At 61.7% G+C, this 26,069-nt stretch carries 22 protein-coding genes and 2 pseudogenes; 12 read left to right on the forward strand and 12 right to left on the reverse strand.

Features of this window, described 5'->3' with window-relative positions; all coding sequences use genetic code 11:
- Positions 1 to 142: 142 nt before the first annotated feature.
- Positions 143 to 1,693 carry a chromosomal replication initiator protein DnaA gene (gene dnaA / locus F3Y30_RS05110; protein ID WP_203425435.1) on the forward strand — a complete coding sequence of 517 codons (1,551 nt, stop codon included), beginning with the start codon at positions 143 to 145 and terminating at the stop codon, positions 1,691 to 1,693.
- A 143-nt stretch (positions 1,694 to 1,836) separates the two neighbouring features.
- Here the strand turns inward: dnaA and hemW are convergent, their stop codons facing one another.
- The 4 genes from hemW to rph form a co-directional block, all read right to left on the reverse strand.
- Positions 1,837 to 2,982 carry a radical SAM family heme chaperone HemW gene (gene hemW, locus F3Y30_RS05115; RefSeq protein ID WP_203425436.1) on the reverse strand — a complete coding sequence of 382 codons (1,146 nt, stop codon included), beginning with the start codon at positions 2,980 to 2,982 and terminating at the stop codon, positions 1,837 to 1,839.
- 43 nt (positions 2,983 to 3,025) lie between these two features.
- Positions 3,026 to 3,670, reverse strand: a complete 645-nt coding sequence (gene rdgB / locus F3Y30_RS05120; protein WP_203425437.1) for an RdgB/HAM1 family non-canonical purine NTP pyrophosphatase — start codon at positions 3,668 to 3,670, stop codon at positions 3,026 to 3,028.
- The gene (locus F3Y30_RS05125) at positions 3,657 to 4,103 is read right to left on the reverse strand and encodes a VOC family protein (RefSeq protein ID WP_203425438.1); all 447 of its coding nucleotides are present in this window, start codon (positions 4,101 to 4,103) and stop codon (positions 3,657 to 3,659) included. Before F3Y30_RS05125 ends, rdgB begins: the two co-directional genes overlap by 14 nt.
- A gap of 131 nt (positions 4,104 to 4,234) precedes the next feature.
- Positions 4,235 to 4,951, reverse strand: coding sequence for a ribonuclease PH (rph, locus tag F3Y30_RS05130; protein WP_203425439.1), 717 nt, complete (start codon positions 4,949 to 4,951; stop codon positions 4,235 to 4,237).
- A 267-nt stretch (positions 4,952 to 5,218) separates the two neighbouring features.
- On the opposite strand from rph, the pseudogene hrcA reads away from it, so the two are divergent.
- Positions 5,219 to 6,297: pseudogene (gene hrcA, locus F3Y30_RS05135) on the forward strand (heat-inducible transcriptional repressor HrcA).
- Positions 6,298 to 6,459: 162 nt separating this feature from the next.
- Entirely contained in the window at positions 6,460 to 7,068 is a 609-nt protein-coding gene (gene grpE / locus F3Y30_RS05140; protein ID WP_203425440.1) for a nucleotide exchange factor GrpE, read from the forward strand.
- Between the two features lie 93 nt (positions 7,069 to 7,161).
- Here the strand turns inward: grpE and ptsN are convergent, their stop codons facing one another.
- The 6 genes and pseudogenes from ptsN to lptC form a co-directional block, all read right to left on the reverse strand.
- Entirely contained in the window at positions 7,162 to 7,626 is a 465-nt protein-coding gene (gene ptsN, locus F3Y30_RS05145) for a PTS IIA-like nitrogen regulatory protein PtsN (protein WP_203425441.1), read from the reverse strand.
- Positions 7,627 to 7,701: 75 nt separating this feature from the next.
- Positions 7,702 to 8,271 (reverse strand): ribosome-associated translation inhibitor RaiA, encoded by a 570-nt coding sequence (gene raiA, locus F3Y30_RS05150; RefSeq protein ID WP_203425442.1) that lies wholly within the window; start codon positions 8,269 to 8,271, stop codon positions 7,702 to 7,704.
- A gap of 261 nt (positions 8,272 to 8,532) precedes the next feature.
- Entirely contained in the window at positions 8,533 to 10,101 is a 1,569-nt protein-coding gene (gene rpoN, locus F3Y30_RS05155) for an RNA polymerase factor sigma-54 (RefSeq protein ID WP_203425443.1), read from the reverse strand.
- A gap of 212 nt (positions 10,102 to 10,313) precedes the next feature.
- A pseudogene (gene lptB / locus F3Y30_RS05160) lies at positions 10,314 to 11,045 on the reverse strand (LPS export ABC transporter ATP-binding protein); the annotation flags it as partial.
- A 93-nt stretch (positions 11,046 to 11,138) separates the two neighbouring features.
- Positions 11,139 to 11,699, reverse strand: coding sequence for an LptA/OstA family protein (locus F3Y30_RS05165; protein ID WP_203425445.1), 561 nt, complete (start codon positions 11,697 to 11,699; stop codon positions 11,139 to 11,141).
- 8 nt (positions 11,700 to 11,707) lie between these two features.
- The gene (lptC, locus tag F3Y30_RS05170; RefSeq protein WP_203425446.1) at positions 11,708 to 12,376 is read right to left on the reverse strand and encodes an LPS export ABC transporter periplasmic protein LptC; all 669 of its coding nucleotides are present in this window, start codon (positions 12,374 to 12,376) and stop codon (positions 11,708 to 11,710) included.
- Positions 12,377 to 12,594: 218 nt separating this feature from the next.
- Here lptC and sppA point away from each other — a divergent pair, with 218 nt between their 5' ends.
- The 3 genes from sppA to F3Y30_RS05185 all read left to right on the forward strand — a co-directional run bounded on the left by sppA (position 12,595) and on the right by F3Y30_RS05185 (position 14,316).
- A complete protein-coding gene (gene sppA, locus F3Y30_RS05175; RefSeq protein ID WP_203425447.1) occupies positions 12,595 to 13,545 on the forward strand; it encodes a signal peptide peptidase SppA in 951 nt (316 codons plus the stop codon).
- A 27-nt stretch (positions 13,546 to 13,572) separates the two neighbouring features.
- Positions 13,573 to 13,875 carry an integration host factor subunit beta gene (locus F3Y30_RS05180; RefSeq protein WP_203425448.1) on the forward strand — a complete coding sequence of 101 codons (303 nt, stop codon included), beginning with the start codon at positions 13,573 to 13,575 and terminating at the stop codon, positions 13,873 to 13,875.
- A gap of 96 nt (positions 13,876 to 13,971) precedes the next feature.
- Entirely contained in the window at positions 13,972 to 14,316 is a 345-nt protein-coding gene (locus F3Y30_RS05185) for a lipopolysaccharide assembly protein LapA domain-containing protein (RefSeq protein WP_203425449.1), read from the forward strand.
- 43 nt (positions 14,317 to 14,359) lie between these two features.
- Here F3Y30_RS05185 and F3Y30_RS05190 read toward each other — a convergent pair whose 3' ends face one another.
- Positions 14,360 to 14,812 (reverse strand): carbon monoxide dehydrogenase subunit G, encoded by a 453-nt coding sequence (locus F3Y30_RS05190; protein WP_203425450.1) that lies wholly within the window; start codon positions 14,810 to 14,812, stop codon positions 14,360 to 14,362.
- A 132-nt stretch (positions 14,813 to 14,944) separates the two neighbouring features.
- Here F3Y30_RS05190 and F3Y30_RS05195 point away from each other — a divergent pair, with 132 nt between their 5' ends.
- The 5 genes from F3Y30_RS05195 to F3Y30_RS05215 all read left to right on the forward strand — a co-directional run bounded on the left by F3Y30_RS05195 (position 14,945) and on the right by F3Y30_RS05215 (position 20,800).
- On the forward strand, positions 14,945 to 16,081 hold the full coding sequence (locus F3Y30_RS05195; RefSeq protein WP_246752950.1) for a class I SAM-dependent rRNA methyltransferase: 1,137 nt from the start codon (positions 14,945 to 14,947) through the stop codon (positions 16,079 to 16,081).
- On the forward strand, positions 16,078 to 16,938 hold the full coding sequence (locus F3Y30_RS05200) for an RNA methyltransferase (RefSeq protein WP_203425452.1): 861 nt from the start codon (positions 16,078 to 16,080) through the stop codon (positions 16,936 to 16,938). The genes F3Y30_RS05195 and F3Y30_RS05200 overlap by 4 nt, the downstream gene beginning before the upstream one ends.
- Entirely contained in the window at positions 16,935 to 17,426 is a 492-nt protein-coding gene (gene lspA / locus F3Y30_RS05205) for a signal peptidase II (RefSeq protein ID WP_203425453.1), read from the forward strand. The genes F3Y30_RS05200 and lspA overlap by 4 nt, the downstream gene beginning before the upstream one ends.
- Before the next feature lie 55 nt (positions 17,427 to 17,481).
- Positions 17,482 to 19,791, forward strand: a complete 2,310-nt coding sequence (locus tag F3Y30_RS05210) for an ATP-binding protein (protein ID WP_203425454.1) — start codon at positions 17,482 to 17,484, stop codon at positions 19,789 to 19,791.
- 136 nt (positions 19,792 to 19,927) lie between these two features.
- Positions 19,928 to 20,800 carry a GNAT family N-acetyltransferase gene (locus F3Y30_RS05215; protein WP_203425455.1) on the forward strand — a complete coding sequence of 291 codons (873 nt, stop codon included), beginning with the start codon at positions 19,928 to 19,930 and terminating at the stop codon, positions 20,798 to 20,800.
- Between the two features lie 93 nt (positions 20,801 to 20,893).
- On the opposite strand, the gene F3Y30_RS05220 is transcribed toward F3Y30_RS05215, so the two are convergent.
- A complete protein-coding gene (locus tag F3Y30_RS05220) occupies positions 20,894 to 23,179 on the reverse strand; it encodes an NADP-dependent malic enzyme (protein WP_203425456.1) in 2,286 nt (761 codons plus the stop codon).
- 113 nt (positions 23,180 to 23,292) lie between these two features.
- Here F3Y30_RS05220 and mutS point away from each other — a divergent pair, with 113 nt between their 5' ends.
- Positions 23,293 to 26,031 (forward strand): DNA mismatch repair protein MutS, encoded by a 2,739-nt coding sequence (gene mutS / locus F3Y30_RS05225; RefSeq protein WP_246752876.1) that lies wholly within the window; start codon positions 23,293 to 23,295, stop codon positions 26,029 to 26,031.
- Positions 26,032 to 26,069 lie beyond the last annotated feature (38 nt).

A 26,069-nucleotide genomic window follows, 5' to 3' on the forward strand; every position in this document is an offset into this window, starting at 1 on the left:
GTTTGAGCATTTGGGGCTAGCAAACGGTTGGGGCAGCCGAAAGCTATTGCGCGCCGATAAACGAGCGCGCTTGGCGGACGGTAACTATCAAGGTGCCGGCAGGAAACGCCGGCGCGGCGAATAAAGATTGAAAGGCGGCAACATGCAGATGAATACGGCCTCTACGGCTGGTGCATTCGCATCAGGGGATGACGCACTTCCGGTGCTTGAAAAGGGGAAGGCCCAGGCGGGAGACAAATCCGACATGAAGCAGAACGCGCTTTTCGACCGGGTAAGCGCTCGTCTGAAAGCACAGGTCGGACCGGATGTTTTCGCGAGCTGGTTCGGTCGTCTCAAGCTTCATTCGGTTTCCAAGAGTGTTGTGCGCCTGTCGGTGCCAACCACCTTCCTGAAATCGTGGATCAACAACCGCTATCTCGAACTGATCACCAGCCTGTTCCAGCAGGAAGATCCGGAGATCCTCAAGGTCGAGATACTCGTACGCACCGCCATGAGAGGTGTGCGTCCGGGAAGCTCTGACGATGCAGTAGTCGCCGAGCCGGCGCCTTCCGTGCAGCAACCGCGCCGTTCCGCAAACCTGCAGCAGCCGTCCCATCCTTCGGTGGTGGCGCCTTCCGCTGCAGCGCCGCGGGCTACTCCGGCCGGACCGCTCTTCGGTTCACCGCTCGACCAGCGCTATACCTTTGACAGCTTCGTCGAGGGTTCCTCTAACCGGGTGGCGCTTGCGGCAGCCAAGACCATTGCTGAAGCCGGAGCTGGAGCAGTACGCTTCAATCCGCTCTTCGTTCATTCGAGCGTCGGTCTCGGCAAGACACACCTTCTTCAGGCCATCGCCATTGCAGCGCTTTCGAGCGCCCGCAATCCCCGCGTCGTCTACCTGACGGCCGAATACTTCATGTGGCGCTTTGCCACCGCAATCCGCGACAACGACGCCCTGTCGCTCAAGGAGACGCTGCGCAACATCGATCTCCTGATCATCGACGACATGCAGTTCCTACAGGGGAACTCGATCCAGAACGAGTTCTGCCACCTGCTCAACATGTTGCTCGACTCCGCAAAGCAGGTCGTCGTCGCAGCCGACCGGGCTCCCTGGGAACTCGAGTCGCTTGATCCGCGCGTTCGCTCGCGGCTGCAGGGCGGTGTTGCCATCGAGATGGAAGGTCCGGACTACGAGATGCGTCTCGAGATCCTCAAGCGCCGGCTCGACGTGGCGCGCCAGGAAGACCAGAGCCTCGACATACCGGCCGATATCCTCAGCCACGTGGCCCGCAACATCACGGCCAGTGGCCGGGAACTGGAAGGCGCCTTCAACCAGCTCCTCTTCCGTCGTTCCTTCGAGCCGCAGCTCACCATCGAGCGCGTTGACGAACTGCTGGGGCACCTGGTCGCCGCTGGCGAACCGCGTCGCGTACGCATCGAGGACATCCAGCGCGTTGTCGCCAAGCACTACAATGTGTCGCGGCAGGAGCTTGTCTCGAACCGGCGCACGCGGGTTATCGTCAAGCCGCGCCAGATCGCCATGTATCTGTCCAAGACGCTCACTCCGCGTTCGTTCCCCGAGATCGGTCGCCGCTTTGGCGGACGCGATCACACGACCGTGCTTCACGCCGTGCGCAAGATCGAAGAGCTGATCTCCAACGACACGAAGCTCAGCCACGAGATCGAGCTTTTGAAGCGCCTGATCAACGAATAGGCGCCGCACTCGAATTGCAGGAAGGAAAGGGGCTCGCCGGTGCGGGCCCCTTTCGCATTTCTGGATATGCTGGCACAGCTGGACGCGCCCGGGACGATCTGGCCGCATCAGCAGTTTAGAGATGGAAAGAGAAGACTGCCTGCTCAGCAGGCGAGGTCAGCCACCACGGCGTCGAGGATGAGCATTCCGGCTGGCGTGCAGCGCAGGCGGGAATTGCCAAGCCGCTCGATCAGGCCATGCTCGATGAGAAATTGTTCGCGATCCGGATCGGGGTCGCGGCCCGAGAGGGACTGCCAGCGGGCGAGATCGACGCCCTCCTTCAGCCGAAGGCCCATCAAAAGCAGTTCGTCGGCCTGCTCCGTGAGCTCGAGCATCTCTTGGTCGACCATTCCATGCCCCTGGGCCTCGACGGCCGTCAGCCAGCTTTCAGGCCGGCGCTCGGTCGCTGTCGCGATCTTGGCCTTCCCGACGGTCAGGCGCCCATGCGCGCCGGGACCTATGCCGGCATAGTCTCCATATCGCCAGTAGGTAAGATTGTGGCGGCTCTCGGCACCGGGTCTCGCGTGGTTAGAGACCTCGTAGGCCGGCAGGCCTTCGCGTGCCGTGATCTCCTGCGTGGCCTCGTAAAGAATGGCCGATTGCTCACCGTCAGGAACGATCAGTTTGCCCGCCTTGTGAAGGCCATAGAAGGGCGTGCCTTCCTCGATTGTCAGCTGGTAGAGCGAGAGGTGATCCACGGCATAGGAGATTGCTTCCTTCAGCTCGCGGTCCCAGGCCTCCACGGTCTGGTTCGGCCGGGCATAGATCAGGTCGAAGGACATGCGCGGGAAGATCTCGCGCGCAAGCCGGATGGCCTTCAGGGCATCCTCGACGTCATGTAGGCGACCGAGGAACTTGAGGTCTGCATCGTTCAATGCCTGGACGCCGAGCGAGACACGATTGACGCCCGCCGCCCTGTAGCCGCGAAAGCGCTCGGCCTCCACGCTGGAGGGGTTGGCCTCCATGGTGATCTCGATGCCATCGGGCACATGCCAGACCCGCGCGATCTCCGAGAGGATGGCATCCACGGTCTCCGGCGCCATAAGCGATGGTGTCCCGCCGCCCATGAAGATGCTCGTGACCGTCCTCGGGCCGGAAAGCGCCCGCATTGTTTCCATTTCCTTGAGGAAGGCGGAAACGAAACGCGGCTGATCGACCGGCTGATGGCGGACGTGGCTGTTGAAATCACAGTAGGGGCATTTGGCGGCGCAGAAGGGCCAGTGCACATAGACACCGAAACCGGGATCCATGCTGTCCCTTGGCTGGAATAGCGCCACCGATGTCATCGCTCGCTCAGGCTCCGAGGCAGGTTTCGACGAAGCGCTTGAAGGCACGCGCCCGGTGCGACAGCGCCTTGGCGTCGCCCGGTTTCCAGCCGTGCTTCTCGAGAGAACTCATCTCCCCGAAAGTCGTGCTGTAGCCTTCAGGCTGGAAGACGGGGTCGTAACCAAAGCCCTGCGTACCGCGTGGCGGCCAGACGACATGGCCCTCGACCTCGCCGCGGAAAAATTCGGTGTGGCCGTCCGGCCAGGCGAGGCACAGGACGGAGACGAAACGCGCGGTGCGTTCGGCTGCGGCAAGCGCGCCCTTTTCGCCGAGAGCCTTCTCGACCTTCTCCATGGCCATCGCGAAGTCGCGGCTGCCGTCTTCGCGCTCGGCCCAGTTGGCCGTGTAGATGCCCGGTGCGCCGTCCAAGGCGTCGACCACCAGTCCGGAATCGTCGGAGAGTGCCGGCATTCCGGCCGCCGTTGCAGATGCGAGCGCCTTGATCGCGGCGTTTTCCTCGAAGGTGGTTCCGGTTTCGTCCGGCTCCACAAAATTGAGGTCGGCCGCTGATCTGGCAACAAAGCCGAACGGTTCGATAAGTTCGCCAATCTCCCTTATCTTGCCTGCGTTGTGGCTCGCGACCACGATCGTCTTCGTATCAAGCTTGCGCATTCGGTGTTCCTGTGAGGCCCCAAAGGCCGGGTTCGGCACATTCGAGGCTGTTACCGGCGGGATCTCGGAAATAGATGGATCGGGCGCCGTTCGGCCAGTGAAAATCGGCCTCAATGGCGATACCCGCTTCATCGAGCTTTTTCACCCAGAAATCAAGATCGCGTGCGGCGACACTGAAGCAGGCATGTCCGTGGCCCGTCGTCCCGTGTGGCGGCACTGGAAATGCGCCGGGAGGAGGAGGGACAATCGTTTCCTTCGGATTGAAGATCAGGAGGACGCCTGGTCCACAGCGATAGAATACATGCCGGTTGCCGTGCCTCGTGATCTTTTCGAGACCCAGGAGCTCGCCGTAGAAAACTTCCGCGGCATCGAGATCCTCCGCATAGAGGGCCGTTTCGAGCATGCCGTTGATTTTCGGGTCCCTGGGCGTCATCGAACCTGACCTCTTGTTCAATCCCCTCTGCCGCGGCCGAACATTCGGTGCGAACAGGACTGCGGTGCGCGGCTCCGGCCCGGAGGGTGTCGGGGAGGGACGCCGTAAGTGGCATCCCGCCCGCCAAATGCTTATGCGATGGCCTGTTTCTGGAGTGAAACGAGATCCAGAATGCCGGCCTTGGCAAGTGCCATCAGGCTCGAGAACTCTTCCTCGGTGAAAGGCTTCCCCTCGGCTGTGCCCTGGATCTCCACGATGCCGCCGCTTCCCGTCATGACGAAGTTGGCGTCCGTCTCGGCAGCGGAATCCTCGAGATAATCGAGGTCGATGACCGATTGGCTGGCGAAGATGCCGCAGGAGATCGCCGCGACGTGGTCCTTGAGCACTTTCTCGACCTTGATCATGCTGCGCGCCTCCATCCACCGGAGACAATCATGCAGCGCTACCCAGGCACCGGTGATCGAAGCGGTGCGGGTACCGCCATCGGCCTGTATCACATCGCAGTCGATGGTGATCTGGCGTTCGCCCAACGCCTCCAGGTCCACGATCGCGCGGAGCGAACGGCCGATGAGACGCTGGATTTCCTGCGTGCGCCCGCCCTGCTTGCCGGAGGCGGCTTCGCGCTTCATGCGATCCCCCGTCGCTCGCGGAAGCATGCCGTACTCGGCGGTGACCCATCCCTTGCCGCTGTTTCTGAGCCACGGTGGCGTCTTTTCTTCCAGGCTCGCCGTGCACAGCACGTGCGTATCGCCGAATTTGACGAGACAGGATCCTTCCGCGTGCTTGGAGAAGTTGCGCTCGAAGGAAACCTTGCGCATTTGGTCGGTTTTTCTGCCGGACGGCCGCATCGCGAACTCCTGATATGGCGTGACGTATGGAGAGTGCTTCTAGAACAACGGACGGTCAAAGGAAACCAGTCTGCCCCAATTTGACCGTCCCTACGGAACCCTCCCCAACTCGCCACACAAAATCCCTTTTGCGCACCGCGGCGAAATCACTATATTTCCGGGAAGCGGGCCCGTGATCCGCACGTTTGTGTCGGTCATTTGAATGAACGCGATCGGCACCGCGCGCTGGTTCACAGGGACGGAGCATACAGGGATCGTGTACAAAACATGAGTTCGAGAGGTTCTGTGGGAAGGGAAAGTCAGACGGCGCTGGACGATCGCTCGGCAGAGATCTTCCGGCGGATCGTCGAAAGCTATCTGGCAAGCGGCGAGCCGCTTGGTTCTCGAAATCTCTCGCGCATTCTCCCATGTCGCTTTCGCCCGCGTCCGTTCGCAACGTGATGAGCGATCTGGAGCAACTCGGACTTATCTATTCGCCGCACGTGAGCGCCGGACGCCTGCCGACACAGCTGGGGCTGCGTTTCTTCGTTGACGCCTTCATGCAGGTCGGAAACATTTCCCCCGAGGACAGGGCGTCCATCGACCGCCATGTCCGGCCGGTCAATCACAATGTCGCCGTCGAGACCATGATGAACGAGGCCAGCCTCATGCTCTCCGGCATGTCGCGTGGCGCCGGCCTCGTCATCACCACCAAGAACGATGCTGTCCTCAAGCATGTCGAGTTCATTCGGCTGGAGCCGACCAAAGCGCTGGTCGTTCTCGTGGGCGATCATGACCAGGTGGAAAACCGTATCATCGAGCTGCCTGCCGGCGTCACCAGTTCGCAGCTGACGGAAGCGGCAAACTTTCTCAATGTCCATCTCGCCGGCAACACTCTTCTGGAGGCGCGCACGCAGCTCCAGCGCCTGAGGGGAGACATCAGTCATGAGCTCGACAAGCTGTCCCAGGATCTGGTCGAGCGGGGACTGGCCGTCTGGTCAGGCGGCCTCGATGCGGAACGGCCAACCCGACTGATCGTGCGCGGCAGGGCAAATCTGCTGGAAGGGTTGGCGGGAGCCGAGGATATCGACCGGCTGAGGCTGCTCTTCGATGACCTCGAGAAGAAGGATAGTCTGATTGAGCTTCTCAATCTTGCGGAAAGCGGTCCCGGGGTCAGGATCTTCATCGGATCGGAGAACAAGCTCTTTTCCCTTTCCGGCTCGTCGCTGATCGTGGCACCCTATCGGGACGGCGACGACAAGATCGTCGGTGCGGTCGGTGTGATCGGACCGACGCGTCTGAACTACTCGCGGATCGTGCCGATGGTGGACTACACCGCCCAACTGATGTCGCAGCTATCGCGATAAGGTATCCGGACTCCAGCAGGAATATTGCCGGTTTTTCGAACATGACTTGATTTTTCGAGATCAAACATCGATATCGGGCTCAAATCCTCGTTGCTGCCCGCCGGCGTCTGCCGCGGGAGGGTGCGGCAGAACCAATCGCGAGACTATGGAGCGGAGTACGTCATGAACGACGAGACCAACAAGCATGGACCTGACGCGGCGGTCGAAGAGGCAGCGGCTGCGCAGAACGATGCCCTCGCCGAGGATGCAGGTGCGCAGGCGCCGGATCCGCTGGATGCGCTGAGAGCCGAGAACGTAGATCTGCGCGACAGGTATCTTCGCCTTGCGGCCGAGATGGACAACCTGCGCCGCCGTACGGAGCGCGAAGTCAAGGACGCGAAGTCTTACTCCGTCGCCGGATTTGCCCGTGACATGCTGGCAGTCTCGGACAACCTGCGTCGTGCCCTGGATGCCATTCCGGCAGAAGCGCGCGAAGCAGGGGACGCCGGGCTGACCGCGCTGATCGAGGGTGTGGAGATGACCGAGCGGTCGATGCTCGCCGCCCTCGAGCGTCATGGCGTTCGGAAGCTCGATCCCATGGGCGAAAAGTTCGATCCGAACTTCCACCAGGCGATGTTCGAAGTCCCCAACGCTGAAGTGCCGAACAACACGGTCGTACAGGTGGTCCAGGCCGGCTTCGTCATCGGCGAGCGCGTGCTGCGGCCTGCCATGGTGGGAGTTTCGAAGGGCGGCCCCAAGGTCGCCGGCACGGAGACGACCGCCCAGGCCTGACATTTCATTGCTGCGGTTCTGCCGCAGAGAAACGGAAAATCCCGGCGAACGAGGCGTTCGCCGGGATTTTTGTATTTTGCCCTTGTCTGGACCTCAGGCGGCGTTCGAGGTGTGCTCCTCGCTGAGGCATGCGAAGATTGCGGTCGCCGAATCCGAAGAGCGCAGCTTTGCAACCATCGCCGGATCGCGAAGGACCCGGGCGATGCGCGAAAGCGCCTTCAGGTGGTCGGCACCCGCCCCTTCGGGCGCGAGCAGCAGGAAGACGAGGTCCACGGGCTGGTCGTCAAGGGCTTCGAAATCGACGGGCGTTTCGAGACGTGCGAAAAGCCCGGTGATCTCGGTAAGCTCCTTGAGCTTGCCGTGAGGAATCGCAATACCGTTGCCCACTCCGGTCGAGCCGAGACGCTCTCTCTGGAGGATGACGTCGAAGATCTCGCGTTCCGCGAGACCCGTGATCTTTGCCGCTTTGGCCGCCAGCTCCTGAAGCAGCTGCTTCTTGGAATTGGCTCTCATTGCCGGAATAATCGCACTCTGCTGCAGTAGACCTGCCAATGCCATGCTTTTGTCCTCGTGCGCCGCAGTGATAGGATTGAAGAGAGGATGTGCCGCTCGCCGGCACATCCCTCCAATCACTCAGCCTTTGATACTGGCTGCGTCTATCCAGCCAATATTTCCGTCGTTGCGTCGGTAGACGATATTCAAGTCCTCCTTGCCGAGGTTGCGGAAGAGAAGAACCGGCTCGTCCGTCATGTCCAGCGCCATAACGGCGCTCGCGACTGACATGGTCCTGAGTTTCTTCGTGCTTTCCGCAACGATGGTTGGAGCGAAGTTCTCGGGAAGCTCGTCGGCTTCATCGGGAACGGAGTCCATCACCGTGTAGGCCACTTCGGCCTGAGCATCATGGCCGTTGTGGTGGTCCTTCAGCTTGCGCTTGTAGCGGCGAAGACGCTTTTCAATTCGTTCCTGGGCCGACTGGAAAGCCGCGAACGGGTCGCTTGCGACTCCATTCGCATGAAAATCCATGCCGCTATCGAGGTGAACTTTGCAATCCGCGCTGAAGCGTGAACCAGATTTATCCACGGTGACTTGGCTCGAATATCCTCCGTCGAAATATTTGCCGACTGCCTCTCCAATCTCGTCTTCAATTCGCTGACGGAAGGAGTCGCCAATTTCCATATGTTTTCCGGATACACGCACACTCATGGAGTTTCCTCTCTGCTGTCGTTTGCGCGTGGCAGTCTATTCCAACCGAACCTGCGATCCAAGCTTTTCGCACGTGCTACGGGTTTTTGCACGAGAAGCGTGAGACTGCGGGGATATGGTGGAAGTTGATCCGCCTTCCATACGGAATTGTGGCGCGCATTAACCTTTCCCAATCACGAAGTCAATCGCAGGACTTCGCAGCTACCGGTCTTCAGCCCTTCCAGTCCGCCCGTCTGCCAAGGTTTGTGGTCCGAATTTCGGTCAGAAACCGGACACCTTCGCCAGCGCGCGCTTCTCGCGCCGCCGTTGCACGGAGGAGGGGATGTTCATCGCCTCACGGTATTTTGCCACCGTTCTGCGGGCGATCTCCACACCTCCTTCCTTAAGAATGTCCACGATATCGTCGTCGGAAAGCACCGCATCCGGAGCCTCCTGCATGATCATCGCGCGGATGCGATGGCGAACGGATTCCGCCGAGTGGGAATCGCCGCCCTCGGCAGAGCTGATTGAAACCGTAAAGAAGTATTTGAGTTCGAACAGGCCACGCGGCGTGAGCATGTACTTGTTCGACGTGACGCGGCTCACGGTCGATTCATGCATCTTGATCGCTTCGGCGATGGTCTTGAGGTTCAGCGGCTTGAGGTGATCGACGCCATGCAAGAGAAAGGCGTCCTGTTGACGGACGATCTCACTTGCCACCTTCATGATCGTCTTTGCCCGCTGATCGAGGCTGCGTGTCAGCCAGTTCGCGGTCTGGAGGCATTCACTGAGAAAGGCCTGGTCCTCGCTGTTCTTCGTCGCCTGGCGCGACACCGAAGCGTAGTACTCCTGGTTCACGAGTACGCGCGGCAGCGTCTGCGGATTGAGTTCGACGTGCCAGCTGCCGTCCTGGCCGGCGCGCACGATAATATCGGGAACAACCGATTCCGAAAGGGCGGGCTGGAATGCCGTGCCGGGCTTCGGATCGAGCTTGCGGATCTCCGCGAGCATGTCGATCAGGTCTTCCTCGTCTACGCCGCAGATCTTCTTGAGTGTCGCGAAATCCCGGCGTGCGAGAAGATCCAGATTGCCGACCAGTGCCGCCATGGCGGGATCGAACCGGTTTCGGGCGCGAAGCTGGATCGCGAGGCATTCGGCGAGCGAACGGGCGAAGACGCCGGGCGGGTCGAGGGTCTGGAGCCGGGCGAGTACACGCTCGACATCCGCCAGCGGCCGCCCGAGCTTCAACGCCGTTTCAGCCGGGTTCGATTGCAGGTAGCCGGCCTCGTCGAGCTGGTCGGTCAGGTGCTGCGCAATCAGCCGGTCGATGTCGGAGGCCAGCGCAAAGGGAATCTGGCTGTTGAGGAAGTCCCGAAGCGTCGTCTGCCCGGCGACGAAATCGTCGAGGTCGTACCCCTCGCCACCATCGCCACCACCCGGCATGGATTTCCACTGCCCGAGAAGTTCCGGCGCATCGGCCCGGCGGGGCCCGGCATCGTCGGGGAAGACGTTCTCAAGGTTCGTGTCGTAGGACTCCGCCATGCTTCCTGCGTTGCCGGACGTGGCGGAATCATAGAGGTCACGCTGGAATTCGCCGCTGGTCTCCTCCGCTTCGCGAGCCGGCCGATCCTCGTGGACCGAATAGTAGTCCTCATGGTCGCTGCGGTCGGCTTCGCGAGGGCTGTCGTCATTGGCGACCACCTCGAGAAGAGGGTTTTTTTCGACTTCCTGCTCGATGAACTGCGTCAGTTCGAGATGCGTCATCTGAAGCAGCTGAATTGACTGCATCAGTTGCGGCGTCATGACCAGTGACTGGCTTTGCCGCAGGAAAAGGCTGGCTGCGAGTGCCATACGGACGCTCTACTCCCCGACGATCCCGGCGGTGAACGTCATGTCCCAAACCGAGAAATCTCAACTGGCCCAAAAATTGCTTTTTTATGGGGTTTGGTCAAGCGATTGTAGGGCAAGATAGTGAATTTCGGTGCGCGGCCGGATGGCGCACAGAGGATAGTAACTCGCCCATCTGCGCATGCAAGATGGCGCGTGCCGTTAGGTGAAGATTCTCAGAGGCTGAAATTGTCGCCGAGGTAGAGCCGGCGGACATCCGGGTTGTCCACGATGTCGTTGGCGCGGCCGTGGGTCAGCACTTCGCCCGCATGAATGATGTAGGCGCGGTCGATGAGCCCGAGTGTCTCGCGGACGTTGTGGTCGGTGATGAGCACCCCGATGCCGCGCGATGTCAGATGCCGAACGAGCGCCTGGATATCGGCCACGGATATAGGGTCGACGCCGGCAAAGGGTTCGTCGAGGAGCATGAAGGTCGGATCCGTCGCCAGTGCGCGGGCAATTTCCAGTCGCCGGCGCTCGCCTCCCGAAAGGGCAATTGCCGGGGATTTGCGCAGGTGCGATATGGAGAACTCCGCAAGCAGGCTGTCCAGCTTTTGCTCCCGGCGTGTCTTGTCCCGCTGATGGACCTCCAGAACCGCCCGGATGTTTTCCTCGACGGTCAATCCGCGAAAGATCGAGGCCTCCTGCGGGAGGTAGCCCACGCCGAGCCGGGCGCGCCTGTACATCGGCATCGTCGTCACGTCGTTGCCGTTGATCTCGATCGTTCCCTCGTCCACGGGAACAAGGCCGGTGATCATATAGAAGCAGGTTGTCTTGCCGGCGCCGTTCGGACCAAGCAGCCCGACAGCCTCGCCGCGGCGCACGACCAGGGATACTCCGTCGACCACGCGCCGACCCTGGTAGGTCTTGGTCAGGTTGCGGGCAATAAGGGTGCCTTCATAGCGCGACATGTCGGCGTGTCGCGCTAGGGAGTCCTGGGGAGCCTGCTTCGGGCTGCGCGCCAGACGGGAAGGAAGACGGAGAGACACGGTAATACTGCGTCAGTTCGTGGTCTTGCGGGACTTGGGGTCCAGCTGAATCATGACCCGGCCGCCGCACGCGTCGAGCTTGGCTTCGCCCGTGCTCATCTGCACTGTCAGCTGGCAGCCGACGAAGACGTTCTTGCCTTCGGACAGCACGACCTTGTCGCCCTTGAGCACGAATGTTTCCGTGACGAGGTTGAATGTTCCGGTGTCAGCGGTTGCTTCCTGCGTGCCGGATTTCAGGTAGACCTTCTCGGATACGTCGATCTTCTCGATGTCGGCGTTGCCGCTCGTCATCGAGCCTCCCTCGGAGCGATAGTAGACGACCATGTTGCCCGACTGGAGGGTTGTCGTTCCCTGGACCACCTTCACGTTGCCGGTGAATTCGGCCTTGTTTTCCTTTTCCTTGATCTCGAGCTTGTCGCTCTGGATCTGGATGGGCTTGTCATTGGAAAGCTCCATCCCCTTCATGCGGCTCGTCGTCTCCTGCGAGTGAGCGACGCCAGCTGTCAGGACGATACCTGCAAGGAGGCTCAGGCGTGTGGCATGTCTTGTATGGAAGCTCGGGAAACCGGACATGGACGCTCTTACTTTTCTCTGTTGCGGATGGCGGCGGGGTCGACATTGACCTCCACCTTGCCTTCGAAAACGACGACCCGCCCTTTATCTGTCATTCGCAGCGACTGCGCAACAATCGAAGCTTCCTTGGAGCGGATGGATACGGGCTCTTCGGTCGACATCTGTCCGCCCTTTATATCCAGATGGGCGCTGCGGAAATCGGCCTGCAAGCCTGTATTCAGCTTTATGGTGAAAGGGGCCGTCATGTCGAGTAGGTCGTGGGCGCGATCGTAGACGCCGACACTGGCATCGACCTGCGCTATGATCTCCTCGTTGACCGGAACCTTGGCCCGAATGTTTTCCAGGGTGATCACGTCGGGGGTCTTCATGTCCTGAAGCGCCCGGTCGGCCTTCATCGAATAGCTGATGCCCTGCCGGTTACGGCCGGAAATAGCCGGATTGCGCATGACGACCTTTCCGTTTTCGATCGTGGCGCTGTCGATATCCAGGTTTTCAGGCAGGTAGGTCCTGACGATCGAGACGATGAGGAAGATAATCGCAACGAAGACGGCGGCCAGCGGCAGCGCGACCTTGAGGAACTTTACGCGCGAAGAATGACGCGTCGCTGCGCGATACGCGGCGGCGGACAAGTTGCCGGGGCTCAGCCCAAATTGCGCATCGTTGACTGTATTCAGCATGGTTCCTTGCTTCGCTGCGACTGTCAGCGTTTGACGACATCGGGGCCGATATGCTTATGACGGGCCCCATATGGATATAATTCGTTGAAAAACAATGGATGCGGAAAAAAGTCCACGGACCGTTTGCCATCCGCTATCGTAATGCCATATCGGTATGGCTGTTGGCAAACGGCCCTGGCAAAGAAACAGGCCGCAGGCGCAAGACCGAGGGAAGACCAATGGAGCAGTCCGCTATCGCAGACCGTCGGCATCTGCGCCGCAAGCTCACGTTCTGGCGCGTGGCCACCGTATTGGTCCTCATTGCCGCCGCTCTTGCGGCGGCGCTGTCCTCCTGGCCGGCCGGTGGGCGGCAGGATCATGTCGCCCGTGTGAAGATCAGCGGCATCATCCAGGATGACCAGGAGCTGCTGGAACGCCTTGACGCGATCGCGCGAAACAATCGGGCGAAGGCGCTCGTGGTGACGATTTCCTCCCCCGGTGGCACCACTTTCGGCGGCGAGAGCGTCTACAAGGCGATCCGCAAGGTTGCCGAAAACAAGCCTGTCATCTCGGATATCCGCACGCTTGCTGCTTCCGCCGGCTATATGGTCGCCACTGCGGGCGACACGATCATTGCGGGTGAAAGCTCGATCACCGGTTCGATCGGCGTGATTTTCCAATACCCCCAGATGAAGGACCTGCTCGACAAGATCGGCGTCTCGCTGGATGAGATCAAGTCGGCGCCGCTCAAGGCCGAGCCTTCGCCCTTCCATCCTGCGAGCGAAGAGGCCAAGACGATGATCCGCTCGATGGTCGTCGACAGCTTCGATTGGTTCGTGGATCTCGTTGCCGAGCGGCGCAAGCTTCCCCGTGACGAAGTGCTGAAGCTCGCCGACGGCAGCATCTACACGGGCCGGCAGGCTCTGAAGGCCAAGCTGGTCGACAGTCTGGGCGGGCCGGAGGCGATCAAGGCATATCTCAAGAGCAGGAACGTCAATCCGGACCTGGAGATCGTCGACTACGACCCACCCCGCAGGGCAAGCGCGCTGTGGCTGGCCTCGAGCCTCGCCACCGCTTTCAAGGCGCTTGGCGGCGAGTTTTTCGGCGTCGCACCATTGATTGAAAAGATTGGCGACGAAAAGTTGTTCCTTGACGGTCTTGTTTCCGTTTGGCAGGTTGGTCGCAATTGAAAAAACAAGAATTTTGAGGGTGCTACAGTGATCAAGTCGGAACTGGTACAGATTGTTGCCGCTCGCAATCCTCACTTGTATCACCGCGACGTTGAGAACATCGTCAACGCGGTGCTGGACGAAATCACCGACGCCCTCGCAAGCGGAAACCGCGTCGAGCTCCGCGGGTTTGGCGCCTTCTCGGTGAAGAACCGGCCGTCGCGGTCGGGACGCAATCCGCGTACGGGTGACTCCGTGTTCGTGGAAGAGAAGTGGGTCCCGTTCTTCAAGACAGGCAAGGAACTGCGCGAGCGCCTGAATCCCGACCAGGCGGATCACGAAGACGATTGAGACGATCGTCTTCCCATCAGGGGCGGTGAGTGAAGCGACGGGCTCTGCCGTGCTTTCGAACCGCTCGCTCGGCGCTATGCGTGCCGGAGGCCATAAATGCTCAAGAAAGTCATCAACGTCGTCATCCTCGTTCCGATCGCAATCGTGCTGATCGTGCTGTCGGTGGCCAACCGGCAGTCCGTGACGCTGGCGCTCAATCCGTTCAATCCGGAAGACAGCGTCCTGTCGATGACGGCGCCATTCTTCGTCTACCTGTTCGTTGCCGTTATTTTCGGGATGGTCGTCGGATCGCTGGCGACCTGGTTCAGCCAGGGAAAATACCGCAAGCGCGCGCGCAACGAAGCCAACGAAGCGCTGAAATGGCACGCGGAAGCTGAAAAGCACAAGAGCCGCGCCGAGACCATCGCCGCGCAAACGCTCTTGCCAAACACTTCGAGATAATCGTCCCCATGTGCGGCGCCTGAAGCAGGCGCCGCTGCCCTTATCAGGCGGAAGCGCCGGCGTTGAGGCGCTGGCCGAAATCCGCGAAGAACTGCGCGGCAAGTTTCTTCGACGTCGAGTCGATCAGCCGTGAGCCAAGCTGGGCGAGCTTGCCGCCGATCTGGGCCTTCACGTCATAGGCAAGTATCGTGTCCGCCCCATCTTCGCGAAGGGAAACATCCGCTCCCCCCTTGGCGAACCCCGCGATCCCGCCCTTTCCTTCGCCCGAAATCGTGTAGCTCTCGGGCGGGTTGAGGTTGGAAAGCGTCACCTCTCCCGTGAAGGTCGCTGATACCGGGCCGATCTTGATCTTGACGACGGCCTCCAGCTCGGTTGGCGACTTCATCGTAAGCGATTGACAGCCCGGTATGCAGGCTTTCAGAATTTCAGGATCGTTCAATGCGGCCCATACCGCCTCGCGTGGTGCTGCGATACGTTCTTCGCCCGTCATGTCCATGATGTTCCCTCCCAACTTCATGCGGCTGAAGACTTATTGCAGATCGGAAACATCTTTGCCAAGTGGGGCAGGGGTGCTATTTGGTCTCGCTTCCCCGGCGGCCGCCCGGGCCTCGTGCAACCGTAGACGGATATCGATCTTGAAGGACAAACAACGCCGGCCGAAGAGCAGGCCGGAGGCACCAGCCGGCAAACGTCCGGGAGGGCATGCCCCCGCACAGCGTCGGCAGTCAAGGCAACGTCGCGCCAGGAGCGGCCGGACGCCGGTGCCAGGGCTCGACCTGCCGGCGGCAAGATAACCCCGTCAGCTGCGCCCACGGAGGCCGTTTCGCGCCCGCTTATGAAGCGCGAGGGTGAAAGGCCCGCGGAGCGCGTACCCGTCATCCTGGAAACGATCGGCACCGACGCGTATCGCCTTGTCGACATGGGCAATGGCGAGAAGCTGGAACAGTACGGGCCCTACCGCATCGTGAGACCGGAGGCGCAGGCGCTGTGGCCGCGCAGCCTGCCGTCGTCGATTTGGGACAAGGCGGACGCCGTCTTCACCGGAGACACGGACGAGGATGGCATGGGCCGGTGGCGATTTCCCCACCAGGCGCTCGGCGAGACCTGGCCGATGCAGCTTCTGGGAACCGATTTCCACGGTCGGTTCACCGCCTTTCGCCATGTCGGGGTCTTTCCCGAACAGCTGGTCCACTGGCAATGGGTGCAGGACCAGATCAAGGCGGCAGACCGGCCCCTCAAGGTGTTGAATCTCTTCGGCTACACCGGCGTCGCCTCGCTTGTTGCCGCGCGGGCAGGCGCCGAGGTGACCCACGTGGACGCTTCGAAGAAGGCCATCGGCTGGGCGCGTGAAAACCAGGCGCTCGGCCGCGGCGAAGGCCTGCCGATCCGCTGGATATGCGAAGACGCCATGAAGTTCATCCAGCGCGAGGAACGGCGCGGCAGCCGCTACGACATCATCCTGACCGACCCGCCCAAGTTCGGACGTGGCCCGAACGGCGAGGTCTGGCAACTTTTCGACCATCTGCCGCTCATGCTCGACATATGCCGGGAGATCCTGTCGCCAAACGCGGTCGGGCTGGTGCTGACGGCCTATTCGATACGGGCAAGTTTCTATTCCATCCATGAACTGATGCGCGATATCATGCGCGGGCGCGGTGGCGTGGTCGAATCGGGCGAACTTGTTATCCGTGAGAGCGGGCCGGATGGCAAAACGCCGGGGCATGCGCTCTCCACATCCCTCTTCAGCCGTTGGGTTACGAAATGAGTCATGATTCCCGGGACCATGGACCGCACCGTGTCGGACAGGTGAAGGAGGTCACGAGCCTTGCCAATCCGATCGTCAAGGACATCAAGGCGCTTTCGCTGAAGAAATCGCGTGACGAGACGCGCTCCTTCATGGCCGAGGGGCTGAAGCTCGTCATCGATGCGCTCGATCTTGGGTGGAACATCAAGACCCTCGTCTATTCCAAGGCGGCAAAGGGCAAGCCGCAGGTGGAGCAGGTTGCGGCAAAGACTGTCGCCAAGGGCGGGCTCGTGCTGGAAGTCAGCGAGAAGGTCCTGTCCGCCATCACCCGGCGCGACAATCCCCAGATGGTGGTCGGCGTGTTTGAGCAGCGTTACACGCCTCTGAGGGAGATCCTGCCAAAGCCGGGTGAAACCTACGTTGCACTCGACCGTGTCCGCGACCCCGGCAATCTTGGCACCATCATCCGCACCGCGGATGCAGCCGGAGCATCGGGCGTGATCCTGCTCGGCGAGACAACGGATCCCTTTTCCCTCGAAACGGTACGAGCGACGATGGGATCGGTCTTCGCCATGCCGCTTGCCAAGACTTCGCCCGCCGATTTTCTCCGTTGGAAAAAGGATGCCGGTGTCAGCGTCGTTGCGACGCATCTTGCCGGCGCCGTGGACTATCGGACCATAAACTATCGTGCAAAGCCGATCGTGCTCCTGATGGGCAACGAGCAGCAGGGGATACCGGACGACCTCGCCCGCGAAGCGGATGCGCTCGCACGGATTCCGCAGGAGGGCCGCGCCGACTCGCTCAATCTCGCCATCGCTACCGGCATCATGCTGTTCGAGGCCCGTCGCCATCTCCTCACACTGGACGAGCGCGCATGAACCAGCATCCTTCGCTTTTCTCGCGACCGCTTCCGGTCGTGATTTTCATTGTGCTGGCGGTGTTGCTCGACCAGGCAATCAAGATGGCGGTAGAGCATTGGCTCCCCTTCCAGGAAGTCGTGCCCGTCATCCCGATGCTGGCGCTCTACCGGACCTACAACTTCGGGGTCGCCTTCTCCATGCTATCCGGCATGGAGGGCTGGTTCATCGTCGGCCTCAGGCTCGTCGTCGTCGGCTTCGTCGTCTGGCTCTGGCGGCGCACGCCGGTGCATCATGGTTTCGCGCATTTCGGCTATGCGCTGATCATCGCCGGCGCAATCGGCAATCTGGTGGACCGGCTGTTGTTCGGTTTCGTCATCGACTACGTGCTGTTCCACACGCAGACCTGGTCGTTCGCCGTGTTCAACCTCGCCGACAGCTTCATCAGCGTCGGCGCCGGTTTCGTTATCCTGGACGAGGTTCTCCTGCTTAAACGGCGGGATCGGTAAAATTCGAAGGTTTTACTGAAGCGGATTTGAACGCTCTGCGTGTTACGCCGGGCGCATGAGCGAGCCCGCGAAACTCCAGCAGCGGCTGAACGCCGAATTCTCCACGGTCGCTGATCGGGGCGAGGAAAGGCGTACGCGGCGCAGGGAGCCCGAGGCGGAACCGCAAGACTCTCCGCCAGCCAGCCTCGGCGCTGGAGACGGCAAGCCCGACGACGGAACTATACTGCGCATCGTGATCGCGGCCGCCGGCATTTTGTCGGCCATTGCCGTACTGGTGACGGGGATTGCCGCCGGCTTCTATCTTTCTCTCCTCAGCCTGGGACTAAGTGCGGTTGCCGGGGCGGTGTTCCTGCTCGGGCAGCGCAGCCGGACCGATCGCCACCGGGTATGGGAGGCGGAGCATCGACACGACCGCGAGTGGGAGCGGGACGAGACGTCGCAGATCCTGATGGCGATACATGACAGCCTGGGAGACATCGTTCTCACGCGTGCACTCGACGGACGGATCCTTCATGGCAATGCTGTCCTCGGCGAACTCACGGGCTACCCACGGCTGGAAGGACGCACCTGCGAGGAGATCGGCCTGTCGTTCCGGTCCCAGTCGGCACCACATCGCTACGACGTGGATATTGCGACCGATGACGGTCCCAGGACCTACGCCTGGCACGACGTAACCGTTCGCAATCCTGCCACCGGAGAACTCGCGGTCCACAGCATTGCGCGTGACGTGACCGAGGAGCGGCGTGCCGAACGGGAGCAGTTGCGGGCCCGCCAAAGGGCGGAACAGGCAAGCGCGGCGAAGTCCCGATTGCTCGCGACGGTGAGCCACGAGATTCGCACTCCCCTTTCCGGCATTCTCGGCATGTCGCATCTGATAGGCCAGACCCGGCTGACCGCAGAACAGAAGAACTATCTCACAGGTGTGCGCCAGTCCGGACATGCGCTCGTGCAGCTCGTCGAGGATCTGCTCGACTTCTCGACCATCGAGGTCGGCCGGTTTCAGCTCCGGCCCGCGCAGGAGCAGGTTCGTCCACTGCTCGAAGGTGTCGTCGAGATGCTGTCCCACCGCGCACACGAAAAGGGAATTGAAATTGGTTCCTTCGTCTCGTCGAACGTGCCGGCTGTGGTCACGGTCGATGCACCTCGTCTTCGCCAGGTTCTCTTCAACGTCATCGGCAACGCCGTAAAGTTTACCCATTCAGGTGGGGTGTCGCTCGAAACGGAGCTCCAGGACCGGGTGCTGCTGATCCGTGTCTCGGACACCGGACCCGGCATGACCGAGGAGGAACAGGCGCGGATCTTCGAGGAGTTCGAACAGGCCGGAGGCCTTTCGCAGCGCAGCGGCGGCACAGGTCTCGGTCTGGCGATCTCTGCCCGCATCCTCCGGGAGGCGGGCGGATCGCTGACGCTGACGAGCGTTGTCGGGAAGGGAAGCGCCTTCGTCATAAGCATGCCTGTGATGCTGGTTGACTCGGCTCCTGCATCGGTGGGGTACGGGGTGCTCGACGACAACATCGTGCTCCTCTTTTCGCCCGCGGGGCCTGTGTCCTCGGCACTTTGCCGTACCATCGAGACACTCGGAGGCACATGCCATCTAGCCGTGACGGTCGAGGAGGCAATGGACGTTGCACAGCATCTGTCAGTCGGCGAGCGAGAGCTCACCGACATTATCGTCGACAGTCGCCTGTCGGGCCTGTTCGCCCGTGAGCTTGCGGATTTCGTTGAGTTCAACGACAGCCGCATCCGGCGCACTTATCTCTTCAACGCGGAAGAGCGCACCGGCCGGGCTCTCGGCAAAGGTGAGGGGTATGACGCCTGGCTGATTCGGCCGCTGAGGGAGCGGTCCCTGGTCGAGGTCTTGCGCGGCCGGATGAAGGGCATCGAGTATCGCGATACGACCAACGACAACCGGCCCGCCCTCGACGGCGACGTACTGGCGGGAGAAAATCTCGTCCTGCCGCAGAGTGCAGGAGAGATCGTGTTTGCCGAGGACGATCCGGTCAATGCTCTCCTCGTGCGTTCGATGCTTGAAAAGGCCGGATTCAAGGTTCGCCATGTGATCGACTTTACCGAACTGCTGGACGTTCTCGGGCAGCCGATAGCCGACGCCTCTGCGCCGCCCTCGCTCGTGATCACCGACCTCGGCATGCCCGGTGGAGAGGGGATCGACGTGATCAGGCGGATCAGGGCCGGGAGCCTCGGAGGGCACCGTCGGATCCCGCTCGTTGTACTGACCGCGGACGTGCGTTCCGACCTGCGCCGCACGCTCGTCAAGGCCGGAGCGGATGTCGTGCTGGTAAAACCCGCGGAACCGCAGGCACTGCTTCAGGAAATCGGCCGGCTGCTCGGGAAGACGCTGCACTGACAAGTGCCATTTATCCCATCGCTCTGAATTTATTGAGCGACTCGCTCTGAGCCTATTTGTGTTGGCTCCCAGATGTCACTATCTTGTCGTAGACCTGTGCTTTAACGCTTTCAACACCATCAATCGGGAAACACCTATGGCCATCGAACTCATGGACTCTGTCCTGACGACGGACGCCGCTACCAGCGCAGCGAAGACAAGACCCACCGGTGACATTCTCGGCCGGATTGGAACGCTTGAAACGCGGCTTGCCCGTTCGAATGCCGAGATCGACGCGGCACAGGCGGTTCGCTATCGGGTCTTCGTCGAAGAGATGAAAGCGCAACTGTCGCCGGACGCGATGCGCCGCAGGCGCGATATCGATGCCTGGGACATGGTCTGCGATCATCTTCTCGTCCTCGATACCAGCATCGAGGGTGACAGCGAGGAGCAGATCGTCGGCACCTATCGCCTGCTTCGCCAGGATGTCGCCCGCACCTCGGGCGGCTTCTACTCCCAGTCGGAGTTTGATGTGGATGCGCTTCTGGCACAGCATCCCGCGAAGCGCTTCATGGAGCTCGGACGGTCCTGCGTCCTTCCGCAGTATCGCACCAAGCGCACCGTCGAGCTTCTCTGGCAGGGAAATTGGGCCTACGCCCTCAAGCATGGCGTCGATGCGATGTTCGGCTGCGGCTCCTTCGGCGGCACTGTACCCGAGGAGCATGCGCTTGCGCTTTCATTCCTTCACCATAATGCCCTTGCGCGCGATGAATGGGCGGTGAGTGCCCGGCCGGAGCTGATGCGGACCATGGACCTGATGCCGAACGAGGCGGTCAACCCGCGCAAGGCGCTCTCGGCCATGCCACCGCTGATCAAGGGTTACCTGCGCCTTGGCGCCATGGTCGGCGAAGGTGCGGTTGTCGACCACGCCTTCCGCACGACGGACGTTCTCATCGTCCTGCCGATCAGCAACATATCCGGCCGCTACCTGAACTACTACGGCGCCGACGCCGGTCGTTTCGCAAGCTGACGGCTGTACTTCGGCGGGAAGCAACGAGGCCTTAAATAGATAGGCCCTGAAACCGGTCACCCGGTTTCAGGGCCCATTGATTTGGCGATGCGATCAGATGCTCGCGTTGAATGCGGCGAGCGCTGCCATGTTGACGATGTCGCTGTCCTTGGCGCCCATCGAGACGATCTGGACCGACTTGTCGAGGCCCACGAGCAGCGGGCCGATGACGGTCGAACCGCCCAGTTCCTGCAGCATCTTCGTCGAGATCGAGGCGGAGTGGAATGCCGGCATGACGAGCACGTTGCCCGGCCCCGAGAGCCGGCAGAACGGATACTGTTCCATGATCTCAGGGTTGAGTGCGACATCCGCCGCCATCTCGCCGTCATACTCGAAATCCGCACGGCGCTTGTCGAGGATCTTGACCGCCTCGCGCACCCGCTCCGACCGTTCACCGGAAGGGTGACCGAAGGTGGAGTAGGCAAGCATGGCGACGCGCGGATGATAGCCGAGGCGACGTGCAAGGCCGGCGGCCTCCTCGGCGATATCGGCCAGTTCCTCCGCAGACGGCATGTCGTGGACTGCCGTGTCGGCCACCAGCACCGTGCGTCCGCGGCAGAGCGCCAGCGAGGCGCCGATCACCCGGTGTCCGGGCTTTGCATCGATGCAGCGCCGCACGTCCTCCAGCACGGTCGAATAGTTGCGCGTGAGGCCCGTGACCATCGCATCCGCATCGCCAAGCGCCACCATGCAGGCGGCGAAGTGATTGCGGTCGTTGTTGATCAACCGCTGGGCGTCGCGGAACAGGTATCCCTTCCGCTGGATGCGTGCGTAGAGGTAGTCGGTGTAGGCGTCGTTGCGTGTGGAGATGCGGGCGTTCAGGAGCTCGATGCCGGGCCTGTTGAGATCGATGCCGGCCTTTTCGGCGGTCTCGCGCATGCGCTCTTCGCGCCCGACAAGAATTGCCGTCCCGAGCTGCTGGTTTGCATAGGAGAGGGCGGCGCGCATCATCTGCTCTTCCTCGCCCTCCGCAAAGACCACGCGCTTAGGCTGGCGCTGGACGCGCGCATAGATCCGCTGGAGTGTGGAGGCGATCGGATCACGCCGCGCCCTCAGTTCGCGGGCATAGGCGTCGAGGTTCTCGATCGGCATCCTGGCAACACCCGATTCCATCGCCGCCTTGGCGACGGCCACGGGGATAGCCGAGATCAGCCGCGGGTCGAATGGCACGGGAATGATGTACTGTGGTCCGAAACGCGGACGGTTGCCCTGATAGGCGGCGGCGACGTCGTCCGGAACATCTTCCTTGGCAAGACCGGCGAGAGCCTCCGCGGCGGCGATCTTCATCGCGTCATTGATCGTGGAGGCGCGCACGTCGAGGGCGCCGCGGAAGATATAGGGGAATCCGAGGACGTTGTTCACCTGGTTCGGATAGTCGGAACGGCCGGTCGCAACGATTGCATCCTCGCGAATCTGTGCGACCTCTTCGGGGGTGATCTCCGGATCGGGATTGGCCATGGCGAAGATGATCGGACGCGGAGCCATGGACTGCACCATTTCGCTTGTAAGCGCGCCCTTGGCCGAAAGCCCGAAGAAGACATCCGCGCCAGCCATCGCCTCCTTCAGGTCGCGCAGGTCGGTCTTGACGGCATGGGCCGACTTCCATTGGTTCATGCCGTCGGTGCGGCCCTGGAAGATCACGCCCTTGGTGTCGCACAGGATGATGTTTTCGGGGTTGAAGCCCATGGACTTGATGAGCTCGATGCACGCGATTGCCGCAGCACCCGCGCCGTTGCAGACAAGCCGGGTAGTCTTGAAGTCGCGGCCGGTCAAGGCAAGCGCATTGATAAGCCCGGCGGCGGCGATGATCGCGGTTCCGTGCTGGTCGTCGTGAAAGACCGGGATGTCCATGAGCTCGCGAAGGCGCTGCTCGATGATGAAACAGTCCGGGGCCTTGATATCCTCAAGGTTGATCCCGCCGAACGACGGGCCGAGGTAGCGTACGCAGTTGATGAACTCGTCGACATTTTCGGTGTCGACCTCGAGGTCGATGGAATCGACGTCGGCGAAGCGTTTGAAGAGCACCGATTTGCCCTCCATGACCGGCTTCGAGGCAAGTGCGCCAAGGTTGCCGAGGCCCAGGATCGCCGTGCCGTTGGAAATGACGGCCACCATGTTGCCGCGCGTCGTGTAGTCGTAGGCCGTCGACGGATCTTCCGCGATCGCCTTGACCGGCACGGCCACGCCCGGCGAGTACGCCAGCGAGAGGTCGCGCTGCGTCGCCATCGGTTTGGTCGGCGAGATCTCGAGCTTGCCCGGACGCCCGCGTGAGTGGAAGTCGAGCGCTTCCTGTTCCGTGACGCCCTTCATGGTGCGATCGGATTTCTTTTTGACCGACATGGATCCTCCCCAAGCTTCTGTGGGCGGCTCCGCCGTCGCGCCCGTTTGCTGTTGTCTTCTATAGCGGCGCATGGCTAGGGTGACACCTCTTTTTTTGGAAGAAATGCCTTTCCGTGAACGACCAGATCGTGCGACCGAACGACATACTGACGACAGCTGAACTCGCCTCCGAGGCGAGCCGCGCATCGGCGACGCCGATGATGGAACAGTACATCGAGATCAAGGCCAACAATCCGGAAAGCATGCTTTTCTACCGGATGGGAGACTTCTACGAGCTGTTTTTCCAGGACGCGCTCGACGCTTCCCGGGCGCTTGGCATCACGCTCACCAAGCGGGGCCAGCACCTTGGCCAGGATATCCCGATGTGCGGGGTGCCGGTCCACGCAGCGGACGACTATCTGCAGAAGCTGATTGCCGTCGGGTTCCGCGTCGCGGTCTGCGAACAGGTTGAAGATCCCGCCGAGGCCAAGAAACGTGGCTCGAAGTCGGTGGTGAAACGCGACGTCGTGCGGCTCGTGACCCCCGGCACGCTGACGGAGGAGAAGCTTCTTTCGCCGTCCGATTCCAACTATCTGATGGCGGTTTCACGGATTCGCGGTGGTAGCGAACCGGCCATGGCGCTCGCCTGGATCGACATTTCAACCGGCGTCTTTCGTCTCTCCGAGACGGCTCAGTCGAAGCTGCTGGCGGATATCCTGCGCGTCGAGCCGCGTGAGGTGATCGTTCCGGACACGCTGTTTCATGATCCGGAATTCCGCCCTGTCCTCGACGTGCTGGGCCGGGCAGCCGTCCCGCAGCCGGCCGTGCTTTTCGACAGTGCGACGGCGGAGGGGCGCATTTCCCGCTATTTCGGTGTCGGTACGCTCGACGGCTTCGGCGCCTTCTCGCGCGCCGAACTCGCGGCCGCCTCAGCGGCGATCGCCTATGTCGAGAAGACGCAGATCGCCGAACGGCCGGCACTCGGCCTGCCCGAGCGCGAAAGCTCCGCCTCCACCCTCTTCATCGATCCGGCGACGCGGGCGAATCTCGAACTGGTGCGCACCCTCTCCGGCGAGCGCGGCGGAACGCTGCTGAGGGCCATCGATCGCACCGTGACGAGCGGCGGCGGACGCCTGCTGGCTGAGCGGCTCATGTCGCCGCTGACGGGCAGCGACGAAATCAACACGAGGCTCGATGCGATCTCTGCTCTGGTGGAAAGGCCATCCTTCGGCTCCGATCTTCGCGATGCGCTGAAGATGCTGCCGGACATGCCGCGGGCGCTTTCGCGGTTGGCCCTCGGCCGGGGTGGTCCCCGGGACCTTGGGGCGATCCTTCAGGGACTGCGGTCCGCGAGCGCCGTCGCCCGTCTCATGGCTGCCGAAGATCTGGATGGCGAACTTGCCAAAGCACGGGCGGACATCGATGCGCTTCCGACCACGCTTTCGGCGGAGCTCGCGGCGAAGCTGGACGAGGAACTGCCGCTCCTGAAACGCGATGGTGGCTTCATCCGGGAAGGAGCCAACGGCGAGCTCGACGAAATGCGGGCACTCCGCGACCAGTCTCGCAAGGTGATTGCCGGTCTCCAGCTCCAGTATGCCGAGGAAACCGGCGTAAAGTCTCTGAAGATCAAGCACAACAACGTGCTCGGTTACTTCATCGAGGTCACCGCCGGGAATGCGGCTGCCCTGACTGAGGGCGACGAGGCGAAATCCCGTTTCATTCATCGCCAGACCATGGCCGGTGCGATGCGGTTCACCACCACGCCGCTCTCCGAACTCGAGACCAAGATCGCCAATGCCGCGGATCGCGCGCTTGCGATCGAGCTTGCTGCATTTGACGAGCTCACGGCGGCCGTTGTCGCCGAAGCGGAGGCGATCAAGCGGGCGGCACGGGCCCTTGCCGTCGCAGACGTGATATCGGGACTTGCCGTGCTTGCCGAGGAGCAGGCGTATTGCCGCCCGGTCATCGACCAATCGAAGATGTTTGCGATCGTCGGCGGCCGCCACCCGGTGGTGGAGCAGGCGCTGCGCCGCCAGTCGGCCAATGCCTTCGTCGCCAATTCCTGTGATCTCTCGCCGGTCGACGGGGCCGCCGACGGTGCGATCTGGCTTCTGACCGGCCCGAACATGGGCGGTAAGTCGACCTTCCTGCGCCAGAATGCGCTGATTGCGATCCTGGCGCAGATGGGATCCTATGTTCCCGCCGAGAGCGCCCACATCGGTATCGTCGATCGCCTCTTCTCGCGGGTCGGCGCTTCAGACGATCTGGCGCGCGGCCGCTCGACCTTCATGGTCGAGATGGTGGAAACGGCGGCGATCCTCAACCAGGCGACCGACCGTTCGCTGGTGATCCTCGATGAGATCGGTCGCGGGACGGCGACCTTCGACGGTTTGTCGATAGCCTGGGCGGCTGTCGAGCATCTGCACGAGGCCAACCGGTGCCGGGGCCTCTTCGCGACGCATTTCCACGAGCTCACCGTTCTTTCCGAAAAGCTTCAACGCCTTTCCAACGCCACAATGCGCGTCAAGGAGTGGGACGGGGAAGTCATCTTCCTCCACGAGGTCGGGCCGGGGGCTGCCGATCGCTCCTACGGCATCCAGGTGGCGCGTCTCGCGGGCCTGCCGTCGTCGGTCGTCGCACGGGCGAGAGACGTGCTGGCAAAGCTCGAGGACGCGGATCGCAAGAACCCTGCCAGCCAGCTGATCGATGATCTGCCGCTTTTCCAGGTGGCGGTGCGGCGTGAGGAAGCAATGCGAAGCGCCGGCCCCTCGAAGGTGGAAGAAGCATTGAAGGCGCTGAGCCCGGATGACATGACCCCGCGCGAAGCGCTGGAAGCGCTCTATGCGCTGAAGAAAGAAGTTGGCAAGTCATAGCGCATAGGATGTGTCATTCTTTGCGCGAAAGGATTATA

It is taken from the genome of Sinorhizobium sp. BG8 (assembly GCF_016864555.1).
GTDB lineage: Bacteria > Pseudomonadota > Alphaproteobacteria > Rhizobiales > Rhizobiaceae > BG8.